19 protein-coding genes are annotated in these 20,938 nt (G+C 59.5%); 5 read left to right on the top strand and 14 right to left on the bottom strand.

The window, feature by feature from the left end; translation table 11 throughout:
* Positions 1–62: 62 nt before the first annotated feature.
* The 7 genes from M0746_RS16410 to M0746_RS16380 form a co-directional block, all read right to left on the bottom strand.
* Positions 63–1,727, bottom strand: a complete 1,665-nt coding sequence (locus tag M0746_RS16410) for a hypothetical protein (protein WP_258449928.1) — start codon at positions 1,725–1,727, stop codon at positions 63–65.
* Between the two features lie 240 nt (positions 1,728–1,967).
* Positions 1,968–3,812, bottom strand: a complete 1,845-nt coding sequence (locus M0746_RS16405) for a hypothetical protein (RefSeq protein ID WP_258449927.1) — start codon at positions 3,810–3,812, stop codon at positions 1,968–1,970.
* Between the two features lie 167 nt (positions 3,813–3,979).
* On the bottom strand, positions 3,980–6,634 hold the full coding sequence (locus tag M0746_RS16400) for a calcium-binding protein (RefSeq protein WP_258449926.1): 2,655 nt from the start codon (positions 6,632–6,634) through the stop codon (positions 3,980–3,982).
* A gap of 17 nt (positions 6,635–6,651) precedes the next feature.
* Positions 6,652–7,491, bottom strand: a complete 840-nt coding sequence (locus M0746_RS16395) for a hypothetical protein (protein WP_258449925.1) — start codon at positions 7,489–7,491, stop codon at positions 6,652–6,654.
* A gap of 219 nt (positions 7,492–7,710) precedes the next feature.
* Entirely contained in the window at positions 7,711–8,340 is a 630-nt protein-coding gene (locus tag M0746_RS16390; protein WP_090282497.1) for a LysE family translocator, read from the bottom strand.
* A gap of 88 nt (positions 8,341–8,428) precedes the next feature.
* On the bottom strand, positions 8,429–9,778 hold the full coding sequence (locus M0746_RS16385) for an NCS2 family permease (protein WP_090282498.1): 1,350 nt from the start codon (positions 9,776–9,778) through the stop codon (positions 8,429–8,431).
* 316 nt (positions 9,779–10,094) lie between these two features.
* Positions 10,095–10,541: a MarR family winged helix-turn-helix transcriptional regulator gene (locus M0746_RS16380; RefSeq protein WP_208938119.1), complete on the bottom strand. Its 447-nt coding sequence runs from the start codon at positions 10,539–10,541 to the stop codon at positions 10,095–10,097.
* A gap of 82 nt (positions 10,542–10,623) precedes the next feature.
* Between M0746_RS16380 and M0746_RS16375 the strand changes: the two genes are divergently transcribed.
* Positions 10,624–11,790, top strand: a complete 1,167-nt coding sequence (locus tag M0746_RS16375; RefSeq protein ID WP_258449924.1) for an aminotransferase-like domain-containing protein — start codon at positions 10,624–10,626, stop codon at positions 11,788–11,790.
* A gap of 161 nt (positions 11,791–11,951) precedes the next feature.
* On the opposite strand, the gene M0746_RS16370 is transcribed toward M0746_RS16375, so the two are convergent.
* The 5 genes from M0746_RS16370 to M0746_RS16350 all read right to left on the bottom strand — a co-directional run bounded on the left by M0746_RS16370 (position 11,952) and on the right by M0746_RS16350 (position 14,724).
* Complete coding sequence (locus M0746_RS16370; protein WP_208938115.1) at positions 11,952–12,323, bottom strand: glutathione S-transferase N-terminal domain-containing protein; 372 nt, start codon at positions 12,321–12,323, stop codon at positions 11,952–11,954.
* A 105-nt stretch (positions 12,324–12,428) separates the two neighbouring features.
* Positions 12,429–12,974, bottom strand: a complete 546-nt coding sequence (gene folE / locus M0746_RS16365; protein WP_003236739.1) for a GTP cyclohydrolase I FolE — start codon at positions 12,972–12,974, stop codon at positions 12,429–12,431.
* A 77-nt stretch (positions 12,975–13,051) separates the two neighbouring features.
* Positions 13,052–13,609 (bottom strand): Smr/MutS family protein, encoded by a 558-nt coding sequence (locus tag M0746_RS16360; RefSeq protein WP_258449923.1) that lies wholly within the window; start codon positions 13,607–13,609, stop codon positions 13,052–13,054.
* 73 nt (positions 13,610–13,682) lie between these two features.
* Positions 13,683–14,003 carry a hypothetical protein gene (locus M0746_RS16355; protein ID WP_258449922.1) on the bottom strand — a complete coding sequence of 107 codons (321 nt, stop codon included), beginning with the start codon at positions 14,001–14,003 and terminating at the stop codon, positions 13,683–13,685.
* A 130-nt stretch (positions 14,004–14,133) separates the two neighbouring features.
* Positions 14,134–14,724 carry a cysteine hydrolase family protein gene (locus M0746_RS16350; protein WP_090282502.1) on the bottom strand — a complete coding sequence of 197 codons (591 nt, stop codon included), beginning with the start codon at positions 14,722–14,724 and terminating at the stop codon, positions 14,134–14,136.
* 238 nt (positions 14,725–14,962) lie between these two features.
* Here M0746_RS16350 and prmB point away from each other — a divergent pair, with 238 nt between their 5' ends.
* Entirely contained in the window at positions 14,963–15,871 is a 909-nt protein-coding gene (prmB, locus tag M0746_RS16345; RefSeq protein WP_208938082.1) for a 50S ribosomal protein L3 N(5)-glutamine methyltransferase, read from the top strand.
* Between the two features lie 167 nt (positions 15,872–16,038).
* Here the strand turns inward: prmB and M0746_RS16340 are convergent, their stop codons facing one another.
* Together M0746_RS16340 and M0746_RS16335 are read right to left on the bottom strand one after the other, a co-directional pair.
* Positions 16,039–16,830: a hypothetical protein gene (locus M0746_RS16340; protein ID WP_258449921.1), complete on the bottom strand. Its 792-nt coding sequence runs from the start codon at positions 16,828–16,830 to the stop codon at positions 16,039–16,041.
* A 99-nt stretch (positions 16,831–16,929) separates the two neighbouring features.
* The gene (locus tag M0746_RS16335) at positions 16,930–17,883 is read right to left on the bottom strand and encodes an alpha/beta hydrolase (RefSeq protein WP_258449920.1); all 954 of its coding nucleotides are present in this window, start codon (positions 17,881–17,883) and stop codon (positions 16,930–16,932) included.
* 130 nt (positions 17,884–18,013) lie between these two features.
* Here M0746_RS16335 and aroC point away from each other — a divergent pair, with 130 nt between their 5' ends.
* Genes aroC through M0746_RS16320 form a run of 3 tightly spaced genes read left to right on the top strand, consistent with a single transcriptional unit; the run spans position 18,014 to position 20,908 of the window.
* Positions 18,014–19,105 (top strand): chorismate synthase, encoded by a 1,092-nt coding sequence (gene aroC / locus M0746_RS16330; RefSeq protein ID WP_258449919.1) that lies wholly within the window; start codon positions 18,014–18,016, stop codon positions 19,103–19,105.
* A gap of 34 nt (positions 19,106–19,139) precedes the next feature.
* The gene (locus M0746_RS16325; protein WP_208938074.1) at positions 19,140–20,285 is read left to right on the top strand and encodes an MFS transporter; all 1,146 of its coding nucleotides are present in this window, start codon (positions 19,140–19,142) and stop codon (positions 20,283–20,285) included.
* Positions 20,282–20,908, top strand: coding sequence for a methylthioribulose 1-phosphate dehydratase (locus M0746_RS16320; RefSeq protein WP_258449918.1), 627 nt, complete (start codon positions 20,282–20,284; stop codon positions 20,906–20,908). The genes M0746_RS16325 and M0746_RS16320 overlap by 4 nt, the downstream gene beginning before the upstream one ends.
* Positions 20,909–20,938: the final 30 nt, after the last annotated feature.

The raw sequence follows: 20,938 nt of genomic DNA, 5'->3' as shown, positions 1-20,938 counted from the left end.
GTGTGGATGGCAGTGCTTGCGCGAGGAGAAATGCGCATCACCGCCGTGGCTCTGGCTGTGTTTCAACCTTCTCGCACAATGAAAAGCGTTGGATGGTCGACGGACAGGTACTGTATGCCGCCCACCAGATAGGCCACTTCGGTTTGATCCAGGAAGCGTTTCAGTGCCTGTTTGTTCTGGGAATTGAGCAGCGCCAGGAATTGCGGATTGGTGAAATTCGAGCCCGGGGCGGTATAACGCGCAACATGGTCGCCGCTGACGGGTGGCAGTTTCAGGATGAACAGTGCGGCAATGTTCGGTGGACTGAAAACCACGGCGTTTTCTTCGAGCTGACGCGGGGACGGCGTAACGGTGTAACCGTTGTCCTGCAGGATGTGTGCAAACAATGCGCGCAAATTTGCCGGAGTAGGCGCCGCCGTATAGGCGTCCCATTGCTGTGGAAATTTCTTCGGCTCGAAATCCAGGCGCTGCAGCAGGTTGACGTCAGGCGCGGGTAACGCCAGTAATCTGCCGCCTGTCAGGTTGCCGGGCAACGTCGACAGTGTCGGCAACATCAGCAGCGGGTCGCTCAGGCCAAGGCCTGGGGCTTCATGGTTGACCCTGTCGAGCCAATAGCGGTAGGTCAGGGTCATGACTGACAAGCCGTCGCCCGTTATGCCGTCCGGCAGCGATACGCGATCAAACACCGCTCTGGCAAGGTTGTCGATCGACGGGTCCGAAAGGTGCTTGAAGGCCGTGGAAACGTATTGGGCCTGGGGCATCGCGAACGGCGGGTGATCGTCGAGCACTCTCCACAGGCCATCCCGTTTCAGGGCCCATTTTGGTTGGCGCGAGGGGTCATGACGCAACATGTCTTCGAATGCGTCATATCGGCCCGGCGAAAAACCGGGGTGCTGCAGATAGACCAGACCGCTGTCGGCTCCCAGGCTCTGGGCGACGATCCGGTAATGCAAACCGTCTATTTCGATCGACTCGCCTGATTCGGGTCGTGTGGTTCGGCCCCAGTTTTTCCATAGCGCAGTTGAAAGATCCAGAGCGGTATCCTGGCGCGAGACGAGATCCGCCACCAGAGCGCGTGTATCGCTCGCCGCAAGGGCTTGCTCTTGCGCAGAAATACGCCTGGCCGGTACCGCCAGGACGTGCGCGGACTCAGCGAACAGCGGGTCGACCCACGGATCAGTGGCTTGCCGCGACGAGTCGACCTCACGCCAGAGCGTGCTCCCGGGAATCTGCTCGACTCGCTGGCCGGTCGGCGTCGATTCACCTGCGAAGGTTTGTCGCCAGCCATCCGCGCTTCTGCCCACCATGACGACGCCCTCAGGCAGCTCGACATAAGTTTTGTTGCGCTTGTCGTACAGAAAACCTTCGGTGCCGTTTGCCTTGCGTTTAAGTAGCAGGACGGATGCGGGATTGATGTATGCCGGCGGCGAGAACCGCTCATCGCTTGAGGTGCCGGCCAGTGCAAACGGTTCGTTATGTACAGGATTTATCGCCAGCGAGTCAGTCACCCGCGCTGTACTCGCTACGGTGCGGCTGGCCGGTGCGGGGCTAATGATGACACTGGGGCGGGGCGCGGGTGCACCCGGCAAGGTTTGCGGAGTGTTCGGATCCGGATTGGCCCCCGTGTCAGCCGTGGATGTGGCCGGTTGATCAGGCAGGGGATGTGGCAATGTCGCCGGCGTTTCGGGCGATGTCGGGCGAGGGATTTTTTTCGGCGGTTTGGCCATTTGATTGCTCGTTGCAAGGCTGGGCAGGGTTGGCCGTAAACTCGGGAGGCTGCTTCGCTGTGCTGATGCGCAACCGCGCGCTTGCCCGATGTGTTGGCGTGAAGATGCCATGGTCGGCAAACGCCTGGTCCGGCGTGCGGTACATATGTATCGAGCAGAGGGAGATTGCTGCGGGCTGTTACGCGTTTCGTGAACAGCCTGCGCTCGCTGAAAAATCCGGCGAGCGCAGGCAGGCCGGGTTTACCGATCTCTGATGATGAACACCGAGTCCGGATTGGAATCGACCTTCAATACGCCGCCGATGAGCCAGGTCACTTTGTTGTCTGCCGTCGCGGTGGTCAGGGTGCGAAAGGCGTCGTCGCCAATCCTCGCCGGCAGATGCGGATCTGCCAGTTCATTGCCCGGCGTGTGGGACAGGCCGACGTGGTCAACCGAGCCCAGTTTCAGGAAATACACCTGATCATGGGGCTGGCGCCTGAACACCAGGGTTGGCCTGTGATGGTCATGCGTCAGCGGGAAGATGTCGTAGCCACTGCGTACCAACAGGGCGCCAAGCAAACGCCTGAGGTTCAGATCGCTGGGGTAGGTCTTGTAATGATTCCATTCGACTGGAAAGCGCAGCGGGTCAAAACTCAGCCGTTGCAGCTCGCTGTCGGACTGCGAGGGCATGGGGATGAGCTTTTTGCCGTTGATATCGATTGAGGGCGCCACCGCCAGCATGTTCAACGGGTCGGCATAGGCCGGAGCGGTGGGAAAGGGCTTTTGCTTCCACTGGTGCAGCACCGCCTGAATATTCACCAGACCGGTGCCGGTAATGACGGCCGAGTTGTCTGCCAGTTCAAACAGCTTTCGCGCGACGGCCCATGCCGTGGCTGCGGAAAAGTCCGTAAAGGTATTGGCAACCGATTGCGCGATGGGCTCTTCGAAAAAGCGTTTTCCAGGATGGACTTCGCCGGGGTCGTTACCGATGCGAAACGTGGCGACCGGTTGCAATGACGGCGCGGTGCGCAGCATCTTCTCAAACGCATCGAAGCGCCCCGGAACAAAGTCGGGGTGTTGCACAAAATAGACTTTGGGGGTGCGGTTGGAGCCGACGGGCACGATTGGATAATGAAACCAGCCAAGCTGGATCGATTCCACCGCCGGTGGTTTGTTCAAATGTCCCCACGGTAACCAGAAGAATGGCGTTTGCGCGGTCGGTACGTTGGCGTCAAGCGGAGCCGCAAACGGTTGTTCGGTCACTTCTGGCCGCGCTCGTTTGCTCGGGCCGGCGGCCGGCTCGGCCGATTCTGCGCCACGCCGAGACGCAGCGGCTGGCGGAGTGCCGGTGGCGAGTGTCTGCAGTGCTTTGGGTCGCCAAAGCAGCGTGCCGGGGATCGGCTCGAACACGATATCGGAGGAATGTCTTGTTACCGCCGAGGCGTGTCGGTACTCGCCTTGCGGATCTTTACGCACCATCACCGTGCCTTCTGCGGTATCGACGAACGCTTGCTTGAGCTTGTTGTAGCGGATGCCACTCGTTGAAAGTTCGGCTTTGGTCAGGGTATTGGCGTCATCCGCTGAGAGGTAGCTGAGCTGATGCGAAGGAGCCGGGGCGCCGGTGGGGACGCCGGGACGATGAATGGACCAACTGGCCTGGCCCTCGATCCGCGTCAGCAGTGGGCCGGGCACGCCGGGGGCGAAAGTCATGGGCACGTAATAATTGCCGCGAGGATTCTGCTCGACGAGAAAACGGCCGGCGCTGCCGAGTTGCGCGTAGGTGCGTTGATCGGGCCCGGTAAACAGCCCGCTGTCATCACCGATCGGTGTTAGCTCATGCAAACGTTCCTGCGGCCAGGCGACTGCATTGCGCGCGCCATTTCCGGTATCGCTGGCTGACTCCGGCATCACGCGCACGGTGATTGCCGAACGGTCGGTGACTGACGCGTCGGGCAATGCCGTGGCCGAATCGATAGCGGAGGCAAGGGGATCGGGCAGGTGGGGGCGCCCGCGGGTGCCTGTACCTGAATTCAATGGCTCGGCTCGTGTGGTCACGGTGGTATCGACTGCTTTTGTCACAACAATTTTTTTCGGTGGCTTGGCCATATACAACTACTCAATGAGGGTGAGAACGAGCGCAATCAGCCGCTCGCCGTATTGTTCAGGCGCACCCGTTTACATCCCGTAAGGCCAAGGCCCGGGAAGTGCTGACGAAGTTCGCTTACTTCAACTGCAGAGTGCGCAAAAGATCAGTGGTGGACACTGTGGAGGCGTTACGCCGGCGGGACGTTGATCAACGGCGGATTGAAAATGCGCGCATCCTGATGGCCGCATTGATTGAGCACTCGCAATGCGGAATATTCGACACGGGATTTGTCGCTGCGCAGGATCCAGTCAAATGTGGCAAAGCTGTAACTGAATGCGCCGGGCCAGTTGTCGGCGAAGGCGATATTGCGCACTTTTACTTGCCGACCGGCCATCGATGCGAAGGCTTTTGGCAAGGGCCGGGTCGGGTCGGGTGCTTCGAAATACCGCGCATCAAGGCCGTCTTCATAGACCCGGTCAAATGAAAGATCCACGACATGCACGACGCCTTTTTCGCTGATCACGCGGATTTGATCGATCAGATCTTCACTGCCGTAAACGGGCAGGTGCACCGTGCAATTGCCGATCAGCAACTGATTGTTTTCCAGGCTCACCTCGACCGGTCCCAATGCTGTCGCATCGATTTCCCAGGTCGATGAGTAAGGCAGCCTGAGTTCGGCATCGGCCATTGCGCCAGGCGTGGAAAGTCTGATGGTCATGGCGGCAGCCAGATGCACCAGATAGGTTGCCCCTTGACCTTCCAGAGTCTCCATCGCGGTTTGACGGGGCAACGAGCTAAGCGTGGCGCAGGCATTCAAAGCACCGAGCTTGTACGCTTCATTCGTTGGCAACTCATAGTCAAATTGCTTCTTTCGAAACTCGAGAGGCAGATGGATAGGGGTGGTCCAGTGCAGGAATTCAGTCGCCTGATAGTTGGCATCGGCAGGCGCGGCATCCGTTTCCGGCGTGAGCTCAGCGTTCAGGGCAATGCCGTCACTGAATATCAGCAAATATTTATGGCTGGGGCGCGCGGCCATGGTGCGCAAGATCTTGATCATGTTTCTGGGATCAGAACCACCTCGCGCTTGGGCAAAATATTTAAGTGTGATGTGCGTTTTGCCGAAGTGATACGTCAGATCACAACCGGCTATCAGGTCTTTATATTTTTCCGACTCACGCGCAAAAAAATGCGCTTCGACCTTGCTCAATTCGCTGCTGGCGTAGTCCAGATGAATGCTGGTAACCACGTCGGGTCTTTCGACGGCATAGAATGCGATGCTTTGCATCGCGCGGGGCACGTAATACTGAGTTTCGCGCTGATCCATTGTCCAGCATTCGGGTGAATAAAGGATAATCGGTCGCGCCGGGCTTCCGTGTTTGCTGATTACTACTTCGATATCAACTTTTGCTCCGCTTTCAATTGTCTCGGGAAGGTCCGGGCGTAGTTGATAGCCGTCCTTGGTCAGAAAAGTAAGCTTGCCATTTTTCAGTTGGGTTATACCGTCTACTTTTTTATAAACATCGCGAATGATGACCAGGTTTTTTGGTCTGTCGTAGAACTCAAATCCGGAAGTAATAACCAGCGCGTTGTTTTCGATATGCCAGCTTTCAATCAAACCAATACGCCAGTTCAATTCGACGCTGCTTTCTTGCTCGCCGTCTTCGATGATGCAGATACGACCTTCCACGTGATCGACGAAATATTCATCGACGCCTTCCTCACCCGATGCGGTTGCATCTTTATGCAGCATGTGTATCTGGTCGTTGCCGGCACCCGCATTGATCGTGTCACTGCCGCGTGACTTGATGATGTTGCGGTGCTCGTTTCCCCTGACAGTGCTGGCAGCACTGCGAACGGTGTCAATATTTTCGATATTTTCCACAAGGCTGTGGAATTGGTAGGTTGCGCCATCCTCCACCTTGGAGGCCGGCGTTCTTATGTGCAACGTGCCTGCGGGCAAGTCTATGTCATAGCCTTTGTCCGTGAAGTTGTGACCGTTGAGCGTTAGCGTGTCATTACCTGCGCCGCCTCTCAGTTTTGAGTAATCCGATTCAGCAATGTTTTTTCTTAGCGCCTCTGCTGCATCTTCAAACACGAACTGGTCATCTTTTTCCCCGCCCGTCAGGTCCTTGGTTCCCGAGCCGTAATGGAAAACGTTGGGTTTCTTCTCAACGCCTTTGATCGAATCACGGCCATCGCCGATAAACCACAAGATGCTCTTGTCGTCTCCGGCAACGCCCAGCTCTGCGCCGGGTGTGTCCTTGGTGACGCCATCACGGGCGTCGATCGTGTCATCTGTCCCCCGTACCACCGGGACGTTTTCCATTTCCCAGGAATCGACCTTGGTCCACCAGTTGCGCCTGCGTACGCGCGTGGCCACCAGATCAACGGCGAAGGCGCCATTGACGACCGCTTCGGTGGTGTCCTTCAGGTCTGCATCCAGCAGCCTGCGCGCCTTGTGTTTGAGCTGTTGCGAATGCTGGATCAAGGTTTTGGCCTGGTTGTAGCGGTCCTTGACGCCTTGCTCGACATCCATCATGCAGAACGTAAAAAAACCGGAGCGCCAGCGTTCGCCCAGCGTCAGTTCAATGTATTCGTCGATGTCTTCGACGACGCGTACCGCCCCATATACCTGCGATCCGATGGCCAGGCACGCGCCGGCCAACAGTCCCGCTGGCCCCACGAAGGGCAAGCCGGCCATCGCTGCCGTTCCCAGGATGACGGTCATGGCGGCGCTGGTGATGCTCAAACCGGCGCTGACGTAATGATCAATGGCTTCTTTTCCGGTGGCATGACTGGCAGCGTTCAGCGAGCGGACCGCTGTGTAGATATCGAAAGGCAAGGTCAGGGCGCCGCCAATCAACCCCCGGAGCGACCCAGCCTGAGCGCAAATCGGGTTTTGGCAAAGTCGCGGAAAACGGTCTGCCCGGCGGTCAACATCTCGGTGGCAATCTTGCTGACGCCAATATCAATCGCAATGGAACCGATTTCCGAAGCAATCCCGACACTGTTTATTACCACTTCCGAGGTGTCGCCCGCTTTGATTGCAGCGATCACGCCGCGCAATCCCGCGTATATGCCGAACGCTTGAAGGCCGACGCTTGAGCCAACGGTCAGATAGGATTTTGTCGCGGCAGCCCAGCGGCCGGTATTTTTCGGGAGTTGGGTATGTTGCAAATCGAGGTTTTGTGCGCGGGTAAGAAGTTGCTCGATTTTGTTGCGATAGTTGCCAGGGCCGGCTTCGCTTTGCGTGACTTCACGGATCATTCGTGGCGCCGTGAGAGGGCGGCGACTGGCCATGTCAAAGAGCAGATTCGGTAGCAGGTATACGTCGTTGCCGCTCGAAGCCTTCATGCAACGCTCTACGGCGCTGGCGTTGAACTGCAACGAGTTGATGAACGATCGCTTGGGCGTGCGGAAGAAGGTGTTTTCACCGTTCAACGGTTTTCCGTCAATGGTTGCGCCCAAAGCATCGAGGGAAGCCCGTGTTATCGAAATTTCGCCGATTTGTAGCGGGCCGAAGACCGTGTCGTTGACCTTCAATTGGCCAGTTTTGTTTTTGCGGGAAGTGTCCGGTGCAGTATCTGCAGCGTTATCGAAATCAATTGTCGAAGCATCATGTGCGTTTTTCTCGAACTTCATGTCGTTGATCACGACCGGATCTAATTGAATCGAGGCTTCGCTTATCAGAGTGGCCATTTGAACTTCCTTGTCCTGGCGGGTTGTTGTTAAAACAGGCCGGGATAATAAGGGGAGTGTTCAAATGGTGTACATCAATGGGTTGTTGCGGTGTATTGCGCATCATCCCGGTGATGTTTGCGGCGGGGCTTTCAAGTTGGGGTCGCCGTCTGACGGAAATCTCTCAAGTCAGACGGTGCCAATAGTCGATTCGTAATGAACCAACGGATCAAACCTTTTTCAGTGACTGCTGAGCAACGAGGCTGCACCGGCACCGCCGAACAGACCGGCACTGATACGGTTGAACCAGCTTTGCCCCTTGCCGCTGCGCAGGTACCGTGCCGCGCCATGGGCACCGAGGCCGTAGGCCAGTTTGCACAACAGGTCCAGCACGGTCCAGGTGGCGATCATCACCAGCAGTTGCGGCAGAAACGGTTGCTCGGCGCTGAGGAACTGCGGCAGGAACGCGGCAAAAAACAGGATGTCTTTCGGGTTGCTGGCGCCCAGCACGAAGGCGCGGGTAAACAGTGCGCGAAAGCGCGGCACCGGCGCGGCTTGCGGTACGTCGGCACCGACCGACGGCTGACGCGACTGTTGCCAGCTCTGCCAGGCGAGGTAGAACAGGTACAGCGCGCCGACGATTTTCAGTGCACTGAACAATTGCTCGGAGGCGAGCAACAATGCACCCAGGCCCAGGGCCGATGCGCTGAGCAGGCAGATCGAGGCCGTGACACCGCCTAAAAACGCCGGGTAGGAACGGCGCAGTCCGTAGTTCAGGCTGTTGCTGATCATCAACAACGACAGCGGCCCCGGAATGAGGATCACCACCAGCGCAGCGCCGCTGAACAGCAGCCAGGTTTCCAGACTCATCTTGTTGCTCCTTTTTTGTTGTATTCATGAATGTGCAAAAGCCCCACCGGTGAGGGTGGGGCTGTCTGGAAACCGGACCGCGTAGCGCTTAGAGGAAGATGAACTTGGCGATGAAGATCGCGCAGAGTACCCACAGGCTGACGGAGATTTCCTTGTACTTGCCGGTCCCGGCCTTCAACGCCACGTAGGTGATGAAGCCCAGTGCGATGCCGTCGGCGACCGAAAAGGTCAGCGGCATCATGATCGCGGTGACGATGGCCGGAATCGCATCAGTGGCCTCATCCCATTCGATATGGGCCATGCCGCCCATCATCAGCATCGCGACGTAGATCAATGCACCGGCGGTGGCATACGCGGGAATCATGCCGGCCAGCGGTGCGAAAAACATCGCCGCTATAAATAGCACACCTACGGTCACGGCGGTAAGACCAGTCCGACCACCCGCTGCCACACCTGCGGCACTTTCCACGTAACTGGTTACTGGCGGAACGCCGACCACGGCACCGAAAACGCTGGAGGCGCTGTCGGCCTTCATCGCGCGCGAAAGGTTTTCGATACGACCGTCAGGGTTGACCAGATTGGCGCGCTGGGCGACACCCATCAGCGTGCCGGCGGTGTCGAACATGTGCACGAACAGGAAGGCGAGGACCACGCTGATCATGCTGACGTTGAACACGCCGGCAACGTTCATGGCCATCCAGGTCGGCGCCAGGCTCGGCGGGGCGGACATGATGCCCTGGTAGTGAACGATGCCCAGCCCCCAACCGGCGAGGGTGACGGTGATGATGCTGATGAGAATGGCGCCGAAGACTTTGTGATAGCTGAGAATCGCGATCATCAGAAAGCAGATCGCGGCGAGCAGCGGGCCGGGTTCGCGCAGCGAGCCAAGCTTGATCAGGGTGGCCGGGCTATCAACGACGATGCCAGCGGTTTTCAAACCGATCAGCCCGAGAAACAGACCGACGCCGGCGCCCATCGCGAAGCGCAGGCTGACCGGGATGCTGTTGAGCAGCCATTCGCGAATCCGCGAGAACGTCAGGATCATGAACAGCACACCGGAAACGAACACCGCGCCCAGTGCGGTCTCCCAGTTGTAGCCCATGGTCCCGACCACGGTGTAGGTGAAGAATGCGTTGAGGCCCATGCCCGGCGCCAGGCCCACCGGCCAGTTCGCATAGAGGCCCATCAACAGGCAGCCCAGCGCGGCGGCGATGCACGTGGCGACGAAGGCTGCACCGTGATCGATCCCGGCATCGGCCATGATGTTCGGGTTGACGAAAATGATGTAAGCCATGGTGATGAAGGTTGTCAGACCAGCAATTAGCTCGGTCTTCACCGTGGTGCCATGCAAGCTGAGTTTAAACAGACGCTCCAGCAGGCCAGTGCGTAAGGGCGGCGAGAGATCCAGCGGCGATGCTTCGGATTTGCGGCTTTCCACAGCGAGTACTCCTCAAGAGTTTTATTGTTATTTCCAGGGCCGGACCCATGAGGGGTGGCAGCGGCCCTTTGAGGCATACGCGAATTTGTTGACCATGCGGTCAGGAACTCGCACGCTGTGGATTATGCTTTTGTGTACAAATAAAGCAAATATTGTTTTTGGTTTTGTCTTCAGTTTTTCCAGTGATAGGGATATATGGCCCTTCAGGCCCCCATCGCTGGCAAGCCAGCTTCCAAAGGATTCTTGGGTTTCTTCATATCTGTGTACGCCCCTGATCATTGTGGGAGCTGGCTTGCCAGCGATGAGGCCCGAACAATCAATCGAGAGCTGCCTGGCTCTTGCCCAGCGCCACATTCACCGCCAGCCAGCCGTTCACTGCCGCCTCGCCAGCCTCGGCAAACACCCGTTCGAGCAATTTCACCTGTTCGCGGCGCAGCGCCTGCTCGAACTTCGCGCCTTCGGCAGTCAATTCCAGCAGGCGTTTTCGCTTGTCGGTCTGCGACGCCACGCTGTCGACCAAATGCATTTCCTGCAACTGGCGCAACGGCATATTCAGCGCCTGTTTGCTCACGCCGAGCAGTGCGAGCAATTCCTTCACGCTCAGATTCGGGTAACGGGCGATGAAAAACACGATGCGCTGATGCACCCGCGACAGGCCGCGGCGTTCGAGCATTTCGTCTGCCTTGGCAGTGAACGCCTGATAGCCGAAGAAAAACGCTTCCATGGCGTGCTGTTGGCTGATCGGGTTTTTAAGGTCAAGCATGTTGACGTACTCGTTGGCGTTGGCGTAATTTCAGTCAATCAGTTTGACTCATTTTCCTTACGCCTCGCTACCGGTGACTTCCATGGCTTTTTCCGAACGTGTCACGCGCCTTAAAAGTTCTTTGATCCGCGAAATTCTCGCTGCCGCTCAGCGGCCCGAGGTGATGTCGTTTGCCGGTGGCTTGCCCGCCGAGGCCATGCTGCCGAAAGTCGAGTGGGCCGACATGCCGCTGTCGCTCGGCCAGTACGGCATGAGCGAAGGCGAACCGGCATTGCGTGAAGCCTTGGCGGCGGAGGCGAGGGCGCTCGGGCTGGAGTGCCAGGCGAGTCAGGTGCTGGTGGTCAGCGGTTCGCAGCAAACTCTCGATCTGGCGGCGAAGCTGTACATCGACAAAGGCACGGAGATTTTGCTCGAAGCGCCGACCTACCTCGCCGCGCTGCAGATTTTCCAGCTGTTCGGCGCCGATTGCCTGACCGTCGCGCAAGAGGTCGACGGCCCGAATCTGGTGCAGTTGCGCGAGCGCCTGCAGCAGCATCGTCCCGCGTTCATCTATCTGATCCCGACCTTTCAGAACCCGTCCGCTGTGCGCTACAGCGAAGCCAAGCGTGCCGCCGTCGCCGCGCTGCTCGATGAATTTGGCGTGACGCTGATCGAAGACGAGCCCTACCGCGAACTGACGTTCGACGGCGCCAGTGCCAGACCGATCGCCGGCCGCTTGCAAAGCGCCAGCTGGATCTACACCGGCACCGTGTCGAAAACCCTGCTGCCAGGGTTGCGCGTCGGCTATCTGATTGCCAGTCCCGACCTGTTTCCGCATTTGCTGAAACTCAAGCAGTCCGCCGATCTGCACACCAATCGCATCGGCCAATGGCAGGCGCTGCAATGGATCGGCAGCGACAAGTATCAGCAGCATTTGAACGAGCTGCGCGGGTTTTACCGGCAGCGGCGCGATGAATTTCAGTCGGCGCTGGAAAAGCATTTTGCCGACCTGGCTGATTGGGAGATACCGCAGGGCGGGCTGTTTTTCTGGCTGACACTGAAGCGGCCGCTGGACACGCGAACATTACTCAACGATGCCTTGGCCAACGATGTGGCGTTCATGCCCGGTGAGCCGTTTTTCCCGGATCCGGATAACCACCTTGGGCATTTACGTTTGAATTTCAGCCACATCGATCCGGCGCGGCTGGATGAAGGATTGCAGCGATTGGCGGCGGTGGTGCGCAAGGCTCAGCACGATAAAGCGGCGTAAAAAAACCGGCTTGAGGGCCGGTTTATTGTTGGCTGGGATTTTTGGTGCCTGGGAGGGCCTCATCGCTGGCAAGCCAGCTCCCACAGGTTTTTTTAACGCCACAGATCAATGTGGGAGCTGGCTTGCCAGTGATGGGGCCATCAGCAACTCCGCCCCAACCATCAGACCGCAGCGAAGCGCTTGTCCAGATAATCAATAATCACCTTGGACTCATACATCCAGGTCGTCTGGCCATTCTCTTCGATGCGCAGGCAAGGCACCTTGATCCGGCCGCCCTGTTCCAGCAGGGTCTGGCGGTCCCGCTCGTTGTTCTTGGCGTCTTTGAGCGCCACCGGCACATTCAGGCGACGCAGGGTGCGACGGGTCTTCACGCAGAACGGGCAGGCATGGAACTGATACAGGGTCAGATCCTTGGCGGCAGCGTCGACTTGCGCCTGAGCAGCGGCGGGGCGCTGTTTCTTGCCCGGGCGGGTGATGAAGTCGATGAAGATAACCAGTTGGCCGAGGCCGACACGAAGCGCTTTGACGAACACGTTGAAAGCCTCACGGTGCGAATTGAGAAAGGCGCGCAGCTTACCCGATTTTTCACGGACGAAAAAAAACCGGCGATGAAAGCCGGTTTTTTCTGCCGCGGCGAATTACTTGATGAGGCTGAGGAATTCGCTGCGGGTCGCGGCGTTTTCGCGGAATTCACCGAGCATCACCGAGGTGATCATCGATGAGTTCTGCTTCTCGACACCGCGCATCATCATGCACATGTGCTTGGCCTCGATCACCACGGCCACGCCCAGCGCCCCGGTCACCTGCAACACGGCATCGGCGATCTGGCGGCTCAGGTTTTCCTGAATCTGCAGGCGGCGAGCGTACATGTCGACGATCCGCGCCACCTTCGACAGGCCCAGCACCTTGCCGCTCGGGATGTAGGCCACATGCGCCTTGCCGATGAACGGCAGCAGGTGGTGTTCGCACAACGAATACAGCTCGATGTCCTTGACCAGCACCATTTCGCTGTTGTCGGAGCTGAACAGGGCACCGTTGGTGACCTCTTCGAGCGTCTGTTCATAACCGCGGCAGAGGTACTGCATGGCTTTGGCGGCACGCTTTGGCGTGTCGAGCAGGCCCTCGCGGGAGACGTCCTCGCCCAGTTGGCCGAGAATCGCGGTGTAATTCTGTTCCAGGGACATGAAACTACCTGTGGGGATTTTCGCAAGCGGCAAGGGTACGGCGGCGGACACAACCCTGCAAGTTCGGTGTGACGCGATTATTCGTCGCGGCCTTCCATCATGGTGCGTTTGAGCATCACGTAAACCGCGCCGGCGCCGCCGTGTTTTGCCTGGCAGGAGCAGAATCCGAGGACCTGCGCATGCTGGCGCAGCCAGGTGTTGACGTGGCTTTTGATCATCGGCCGCTTGCCGTCCAGCCGCACAGCCTTGCCGTGGGTCACGCGTACGCAGCGGATTTCAAATCTGGTCGCTTCGGCGAGAAAGGCCCACAGAGTTTCCCGGGCTTTTTCCACGCTCATGCCATGCAGGTCGAGGCTGCCTTCGAACTGGATCTGGCCGATCTTGAGCTTGCGCATCTGGCTTTCCTGCACCCCGTCGCGCGCCCACATCAACTCGTCTTCCGGGCCGACGTCGATCACGAACTGGTCGGACAGGCCGTCAATGATCGTGGTGCCGGTGCGCACGGTAGCGGACTGGCGCAATTTGGCGATTTGCGCGCGGTCAGCCTTGGGTTTGCCGGTGTCGGCGCGGTCGTGCTTGATCGGCTTGACGCCTTGGATGGCACTTTTGAACAGGGAAAAATCGTCGTCTTGCATGTCAGCCTCCGCGAAGGGCGGCCAGTTTACCCAAGTCGAAACAAAACGGCCCGGCAAAAAGCCAGGCCGTTGATCAGTCGTGTTTTTTCATCAGGTGCGGGGACATGTTCAGTTCCCGCGATTGCCGTGCGCGACGGCGGCAGCGGCGCCACAGGGCGACACCGAAATACAGAAACAGCAAGCCGACCGCCAGAATGATTGCCGAGCCCTTCGGCGTAGCGTTCAGGTCACCGAGCGCCGGCGGGCGCCCGAGCAGGCTGGCCGCCCCGGCCATCGCCAGCAGCACGCCGAACGTCGCCAGAATGGCGGCGATCGCAGCGCCGAATCGAAAACGCCAGTTGCTTTGGCCTTTGGGCCGCAAGCGGCGTGCGTCAAATCCATCGGATAACTTCATTCCGACCTTCCTCAATGGGTATCGGCCCTTCGACCGGGAGTTGACCGGGTTGTTCCTGAGGCTATGGCATTTGCGGCAAATCAGCGGGCTTAATGGATGAGCGGCGCCGCAAGCCGCTCATCCGCGCAGATCAGATCAGGTCTTGCGTCAGGGCGAGGGTGGCGAAGTTGTCCGCCATGATCGCCATTTCGGCTTCCTGCACTTGCTCGGCCTTGAGTACGCCGCCCTTGAATGGCAAGTCACGGGTCGCGCAGGCGTCTTCGACCAGGGTGCAGCGAAAACCCAGATTCTTCGCTGCGCGCACGGTGGTGCTGACGCTGGAATGGCTCATGAAACCGCAGACGATCAGGTCCAGCGAACCCAGGTTTTGCAGGCGGTCGAGCAATTCGGTGCCGTGAAACGCGCTCGGCAGCAGTTTGCCGATGATGGTTTCATCGCCCTGCGGCTCCAGGCCGGGGATGAATTCGCCGCGCTCGCCCTGCGGGTCGAACAGGCCACCGACGGTGCCGAGGTGACGCACGTGCACGATCGGCCGACCGGCGGCACGGGCTGCGGCAACCAGTTGTTTGATGTTCGCGACGGCCGCGTCCATGCCACTCAGGGCCAGCGGGCCACTGAGATATTCTTTCTGGGCATCGATGATGACCACGGTGGCATGACTCAGTGTGGCCGCTGCGTAACCGCGACCGCTGAGTTGAAACATCGTTTTTGGAACGGACATTCTGGGGCTCCTTGGGGTGGGGCTTTTGCGACATTGTCCTCTGGCTGAGCGCTTCTGTGAATCGCTACCATCGTAGGCGCCGTCGTTATTGGCCTGCAGCCTTGTCAAGTTACACCTTCTGTTCAATAGCTGATGCAAAAAACAGAAAACTCCTACCGTTGCCGCACGGGTTTTCCTGCGTCGTCGTCGCGCGTTTTGGCTGTTAGAATCGCCAGTCGTTTTTTCAGGAGTTCTGCCCGTGATCACTTCCCGACTTCGTACCCTGCGCGACCACATCCGTTGGGCCGTCAGCCGCTTCCATGGGGAGGATCTGTTTTTCGGCCATGGCACCGACAATGCCTGGGACGAAGCCCGGCAATTGGTACTGGGTGCGCTGCATCTGCCGTGGGAGATCGCCGACAGCTACCTCGATTGCGCGCTGGAAGACGATGAACTGGTCAACCTGCAACGCCTGCTCAAGCGTCGCATCGAAGAACGCATTCCTACCGCGTACCTGCTGGGCGAGGCGTGGTTCTGTGGTATGTCGTTTATCGTCGACGAGCGCGTATTGATTCCGCGTTCACCGATTGGCGAGCTGATCGAAAACCGCTTTGCACCGTGGCTCGGCAACGAACCGGCGCGGATCCTTGACCTGTGCACCGGCTCCGGTTGCATCGGTATCGCCTGTGCCTACGAGTTCCAGAATGCTGAAGTAGTGCTGGCCGATCTTTCGTTCGAAGCACTGGAAGTGGCCAATCAGAATATCGAACGGCATGGCGTCGACGAGCGCGTCTATACCGTGCAGGGCGATGGTTTCGATGGGTTGCCGGGGCAGCGTTTCGACCTGATCGTGTCGAACCCGCCTTACGTGGACGCGGAAGATTTCGCCGACATGCCGGACGAATATCAACATGAGCCTGAGCTGGGCCTGGCCTGTGGCGATGATGGCTTGAACCTGGTGCGGCGCATGCTCGCCGAAGCGGCCGATCACCTGACCGAGAAGGGCCTGCTGATTGTTGAAGTGGGCAACAGCCAGGTGCATGTCGAGGCGTTGTACCCGGAAGTGGATTTTGCCTGGCTGGAATTCGCCCGTGGCGGGCATGGGGTGTTCATGCTGACGGCGGAGCAGTGCCGCAACCATCAGGCCCTGTTCGCGTCCCGCGTTTAAGGTTGTGACAGATCGTTCCCACGTTCCGCGTGGGAATGCCTCAACGGACGCTCTGCGTCCGCTTTTGGGACGCGGAGCGTCCCGGGCTGCATTCCCACGCAGAGCGTGGGAACGATCAGGGTGGGAGCGAGCCTGCTCGCGAATGGTCGCGCCCCGGTCTAAAGCCCTCAGCGGTGCGTAGCAATCCAGATCAGCAGCCCCGCCTGAAACACCGCAAACGCCACCAGACAGGTGATGGTGAAACGCAATCCGGCGTCTTCACGCTTGAACTTGCTGACTTTCTCTTCCTGCTTTTTCAGCTTCACTTCCTGCTCGGCCAGATTCTGCTCGGCCTGCTGGAGCATCTGCGCCGCTTCAAGAATCTCGACGATCTGTAGCTTTTCGCTGTTCCAGTCACCGAGCAGATCGCCGACCTGCACGGTCTTGATACTGCCTTTGAGATGCTGGGCATCGGCGTACGCCACGTCGAAACCGTGCACCCGCAAAAAATGATCGCGACGCAGACGGGTGTCTTCGTTCAGCGCGTCCTTGTTGTTCAGATCCATGCCGTCGACGGTGTAGCCGGGCCAGCGTTTTTTCGCCCAGTTGATGCCTTGCGCGGCGATGAAACGGCCGATGCCACGGTTCAGCGGTTCGATCTGCAAGCCGCTTTCCGGGCCGAAGCGCACACGCTTGGTGCTGTGGTCGGCCCACACATCGAGGTGGTTCTGTTCCTTGCGCACCCGTTGGCCGGGCAGTTTGATTGCCATGCGCATCAGGCTGTGTTCTTTGCTGTGACGCTCGGCGTAGCCAAATTCGACGAAGCGCAGCGGCCGCCCGCCGGTGTGGCGGTCGGTCTGCAGCGGCGCCAGGCGGAGCATCTTGTGGTGCTCGGCGTGAACATCCGCCCACGGCAGCTCGACCGCTGGCGGTGCGTCTTTTTCAGCGGTGGTGTCGGGTGAAGTCTGGGTATCAGTCATAACGGCGCGATCCTGTCCATGCCCTGCTTGTCACCAGCCGTTGCGCTGGCGACAAAGGCTTATCGGCCGTTTTTTCAAGGACTGGAGGGTAAACAGCGGTTAACGGATTCGAAGTCCGTCAATAAAACCGAGGATCGCCGAACCCAGTTCGGCGGCCAGCGGCAAATTCGGGTCCTTGTACGAGGCTAATTGACGTTTCATGTCGTTGTGCACGATGCGCAGCACGTGGTTCATACCTTCGATCACCACCAGTTGTGCATCCGGTTTGGCGGCCTTGAGCAGCTTCGCGTCTTCGGTGCCGACCTGAATGTCATTGCTGCCCTGAACGATCAATGCCGGCATCTGCAACTGCGCGAAGGCTTTGGCGGGGTCCTGGCGGAACAGCGAAATCAGATACGGCTGCACGCTCGGGCGGAAAATCACCTGCAACGGTTGCGGCACATTGTCATCGGTGCGGCCGGCCTTGAGGCTGTCGAGCAGTTCATTGCTGCGCAGCATCAGTGGCGGCGGCAGGCTGCGCGCCAATTGTTCGCGGATCACCTGATCGACCGGTCGCGCGCTGCCGGACAGGGAAATCACCGCCGCCGCATCGAGCTTCGGCGCGGCGAGGCTGGCAATCAGCGCACCTTCGCTGTGTCCGAGCACGATCAGCGGGCCGAAACGCGGATCGGCCTTGAGCTTTTGCCCCCACGCCACGGCGTCCGCCGCGTAAGCCTCCACCGACAGATTGCGCTCGTCCGGAGTTGCGGCGAGGCTCGCGGCCACTCCGCGCTTGTCGTAACGCACGCTGGCAATGTTGTGTTTGGCCAGGACCCACGCCAGTCGTTTCAAGCTGTCGTTACGCCCGCCGTCGGGGTTGTTGCCGTCACGATCGGTAGGACCGGAGCCAGAAATGATCAGGACAACCGGCACCGGGCTGTCAGACTTTGGTAGCAACAGCGAACCGAAAAGTTCGCCGTTGTCTGTAGTCAAAGTGACCGGGCGTTGCAGGACCGTCGCTTGGGCAAAGCCCGTGAACAGGGTAAGACTCAAGATCAAAACTCGCAGCATCATCACGCCATCATTCGCCAAGGTGCCGGTTGGACTCGCCAACACCGCCAAGGTTCGAGGATGAACTACTCGGTTAGCCTGCGTATACTGGCGCGCATCAAGAATTCGGGTTTGATTTCACGGAGCGTCCTGCATGTCCGGCAATACCTACGGCAAGTTGTTCACTGTCACCACCGCTGGCGAAAGCCATGGTCCGGCGTTGGTCGCCATTGTCGACGGCTGCCCGCCGGGCCTGGAGATTTCCCTGGAAGATCTGCAGCGCGACCTCGATCGCCGCAAGCCGGGCACCAGCCGCCACACCACCCAGCGCCAGGAAGCCGACGAAGTCGAAATCCTCTCGGGCGTGTTCGAGGGGCGCACCACCGGTTGCGCGATCGGCCTGTTGATCCGCAACACTGACCAGAAGTCCAAGGACTACTCGGCGATCAAGGATCTGTTCCGCCCGGCCCACGCCGACTACACCTACCATCACAAATACGGCGAGCGCGATTATCGCGGCGGCGGTCGCAGCTCGGCGCGCGAAACCGCCATGCGCGTGGCGGCCGGGGCCATTGCGAAGAAATACCTGGCCAGCCAGGGCATCGTCATCCGCGGCTACATGAGCCAGCTCGGCCCGATCGACATCCCGTTCAAGACCTGGGATTCGGTGGAAGAGAACGCCTTTTTCAGCCCTGACCCGGACAAGGTGCCGGAGCTGGAAGCCTACATGGACCAGTTGCGTCGCGATCAGGACTCGGTCGGGGCGAAGATCACCGTGGTTGCCGAAGGTGTGATGCCCGGCCTGGGCGAGCCGATTTTCGATCGTCTCGACGCCGAACTGGCCCACGCGCTGATGAGCATCAACGCGGTGAAAGGCGTGGAAATCGGCGCCGGTTTCGCCTCGGTGGCCCAGCGCGGCACCGAGCACCGCGATGAAATGACTCCCGAAGGTTTTCTCAGCAACAACGCTGGCGGCATTCTCGGTGGTATCTCATCCGGTCAGCCGATCGTCGCCCATCTGGCGTTGAAGCCGACATCGAGTATCACCACCCCGGGCCGTTCGATCGACATTCACGGCAACCCGGTCGACGTGATCACCAAGGGCCGTCACGACCCGTGCGTCGGCATCCGTGCCACGCCGATTGCCGAGGCAATGATGGCCATCGTGCTGATGGATCACCTGCTGCGTCACCGTGGGCAGAACGCCGATGTACGCGTGAGCACGCCGGTACTGGGCCAGCTCTGATGGCTGCGCTCAAAGCCGTCGCGGCATAACCGGCGTGGCGGCGCTTCCGTACTGGCGGCTGTCCAGTTTCTATCTGTTCTATTTCGCCTTGCTCGGTTCGACGGCGCCGTTTCTGGCGCTGTACTTCGATCATCTCGGCTTCAGCGCGGCGCGCATCGGCGAGCTGGTGGCGATCCCGATGTTGATGCGCTGCGTGGCGCCGAACATCTGGGGCTGGCTCGGTGACTACACCGGCAGGCGTCTGGCCATCGTGCGCTTTGGCGCGGTATGCACGCTGCTGACCTTTTCGCTGATTTTCGTCAGCAAGAGCTACGCGTGGCTGGCGATGGTCATGGCCCTGCATGCGTTTTTCTGGCACGCGGTGCTGCCACAATTTGAAGTCATCACCCTGGCGCACTTGCAGGGTCAGACTTCGCGCTACAGCCAGATTCGCCTGTGGGGCTCGATCGGTTTCATCATCACCGTGGTCGCGCTGGGCCGGCTGTTCGAATGGCTGAGCCTGGATATCTACCCGGCGGCGCTGGTGCTGATCATGGCCGGCATCGTACTCAGCAGCCTGTGGGTGCCCAATGCGCAGCCGCCACAAGGCAACCGGGCGAGCGGCGAGGGCTTTCTCAAGCAGTTGCGCAATCCTGGCGTGCTGGCGTTTTATGGTTGCGTGGCGCTGATGCAGATGAGCCACGGCCCGTATTACACCTTTCTGACCTTGCACCTTGAGCGACTCGGTTACAGCCGCGGCGTGATCGGCATGCTGTGGGCAGTGGGGGTGGTGGCCGAGGTGCTGATGTTCATGGCCATGAGCCGGATTCTGGCGCGGTTTTCCCTGCGTCGGGTGCTGATGGCGAGTTTTCTATTGGCGGCGCTGCGTTGGGTACTGCTGGGCACGTTCGCCGAATTTCTCTGGGTGCTGCTGTTCGCCCAAGTGCTGCACGCGGCGACTTTCGGCAGCTTTCACGCCGCTGCCATCGCGTTCGTGCAACGTAGCTTCGGCGCACGTCAACAGGGCCAGGGCCAGGCGCTGTATGCGGCGCTGGCCGGCACCGGTGGTGCGCTCGGCGCGCTGTATTCCGGCTACAGCTGGAATGCCTTGGGCGCGACATTGACGTTCAGTATTGCCAGTCTCGCGGCGCTCGCCGCGGCCGTTATCATTGCCACACGCATGCAAGAGGACAGGCCATGAGCCTTACCCGTGAACAACTCGCTCAGCAAATCGTCGACGCCGGGCGCTTCCTCTATGGTCGCGGCTGGTCGCCGGCCACCAGCAGCAACTATTCGACGCGCCTGTCGCCGAGCGAAGCGCTGCTGACCGTGTCGGGCAAGCACAAGGGCCAGTTGGGCCTGGACGATGTGCTCGCCACCGATCTCTCCGGCAACAGTCTGGAACCGGGCAAAAAGCCCTCCGCCGAAACCCTGCTGCACACTCAGCTTTATAGCTGGCGCGCGGAAATCGGCGCGGTGCTGCACACCCATTCGGTGAACGCCACCGTGCTGTCGCGCCTGACGCCGCAAGACTTCATCGAGTTCGAAGACTACGAGCTGCAAAAAGCCTTCAGCGGCATCTCGACCCACGAATCCCGGGTGCGTGTGCCGATTTTCGACAACGATCAGGACATTGCGCGCCTCGCCGCCAAGGTGCAGCCTTGGCTCGACGCCCATCCCGATTGCGTCGGCTACCTGATTCGCGGCCACGGCCTGTACACCTGGGGCGCACAAATGAGCGACGCACTGCGCCAGATCGAGGCCTTTGAATTTCTGTTTGAATGCGAGTTGACAACCCGCAGCGTCATGAACCGTCAGGGCTGACTGCACCGCAAGTCGCCCGTTTGCCTGATA

The sequence above is a fragment of the Pseudomonas sp. S11P7 genome, from assembly GCF_023195435.1.
In the GTDB taxonomy this organism is placed as follows: Bacteria; Pseudomonadota; Gammaproteobacteria; order Pseudomonadales; family Pseudomonadaceae; genus Aquipseudomonas; species Aquipseudomonas fluorescens_G.
The sequence above is the reverse complement of the archived record's forward strand: the minus strand, read 5'-3'. Positions and strand labels throughout refer to the sequence as shown.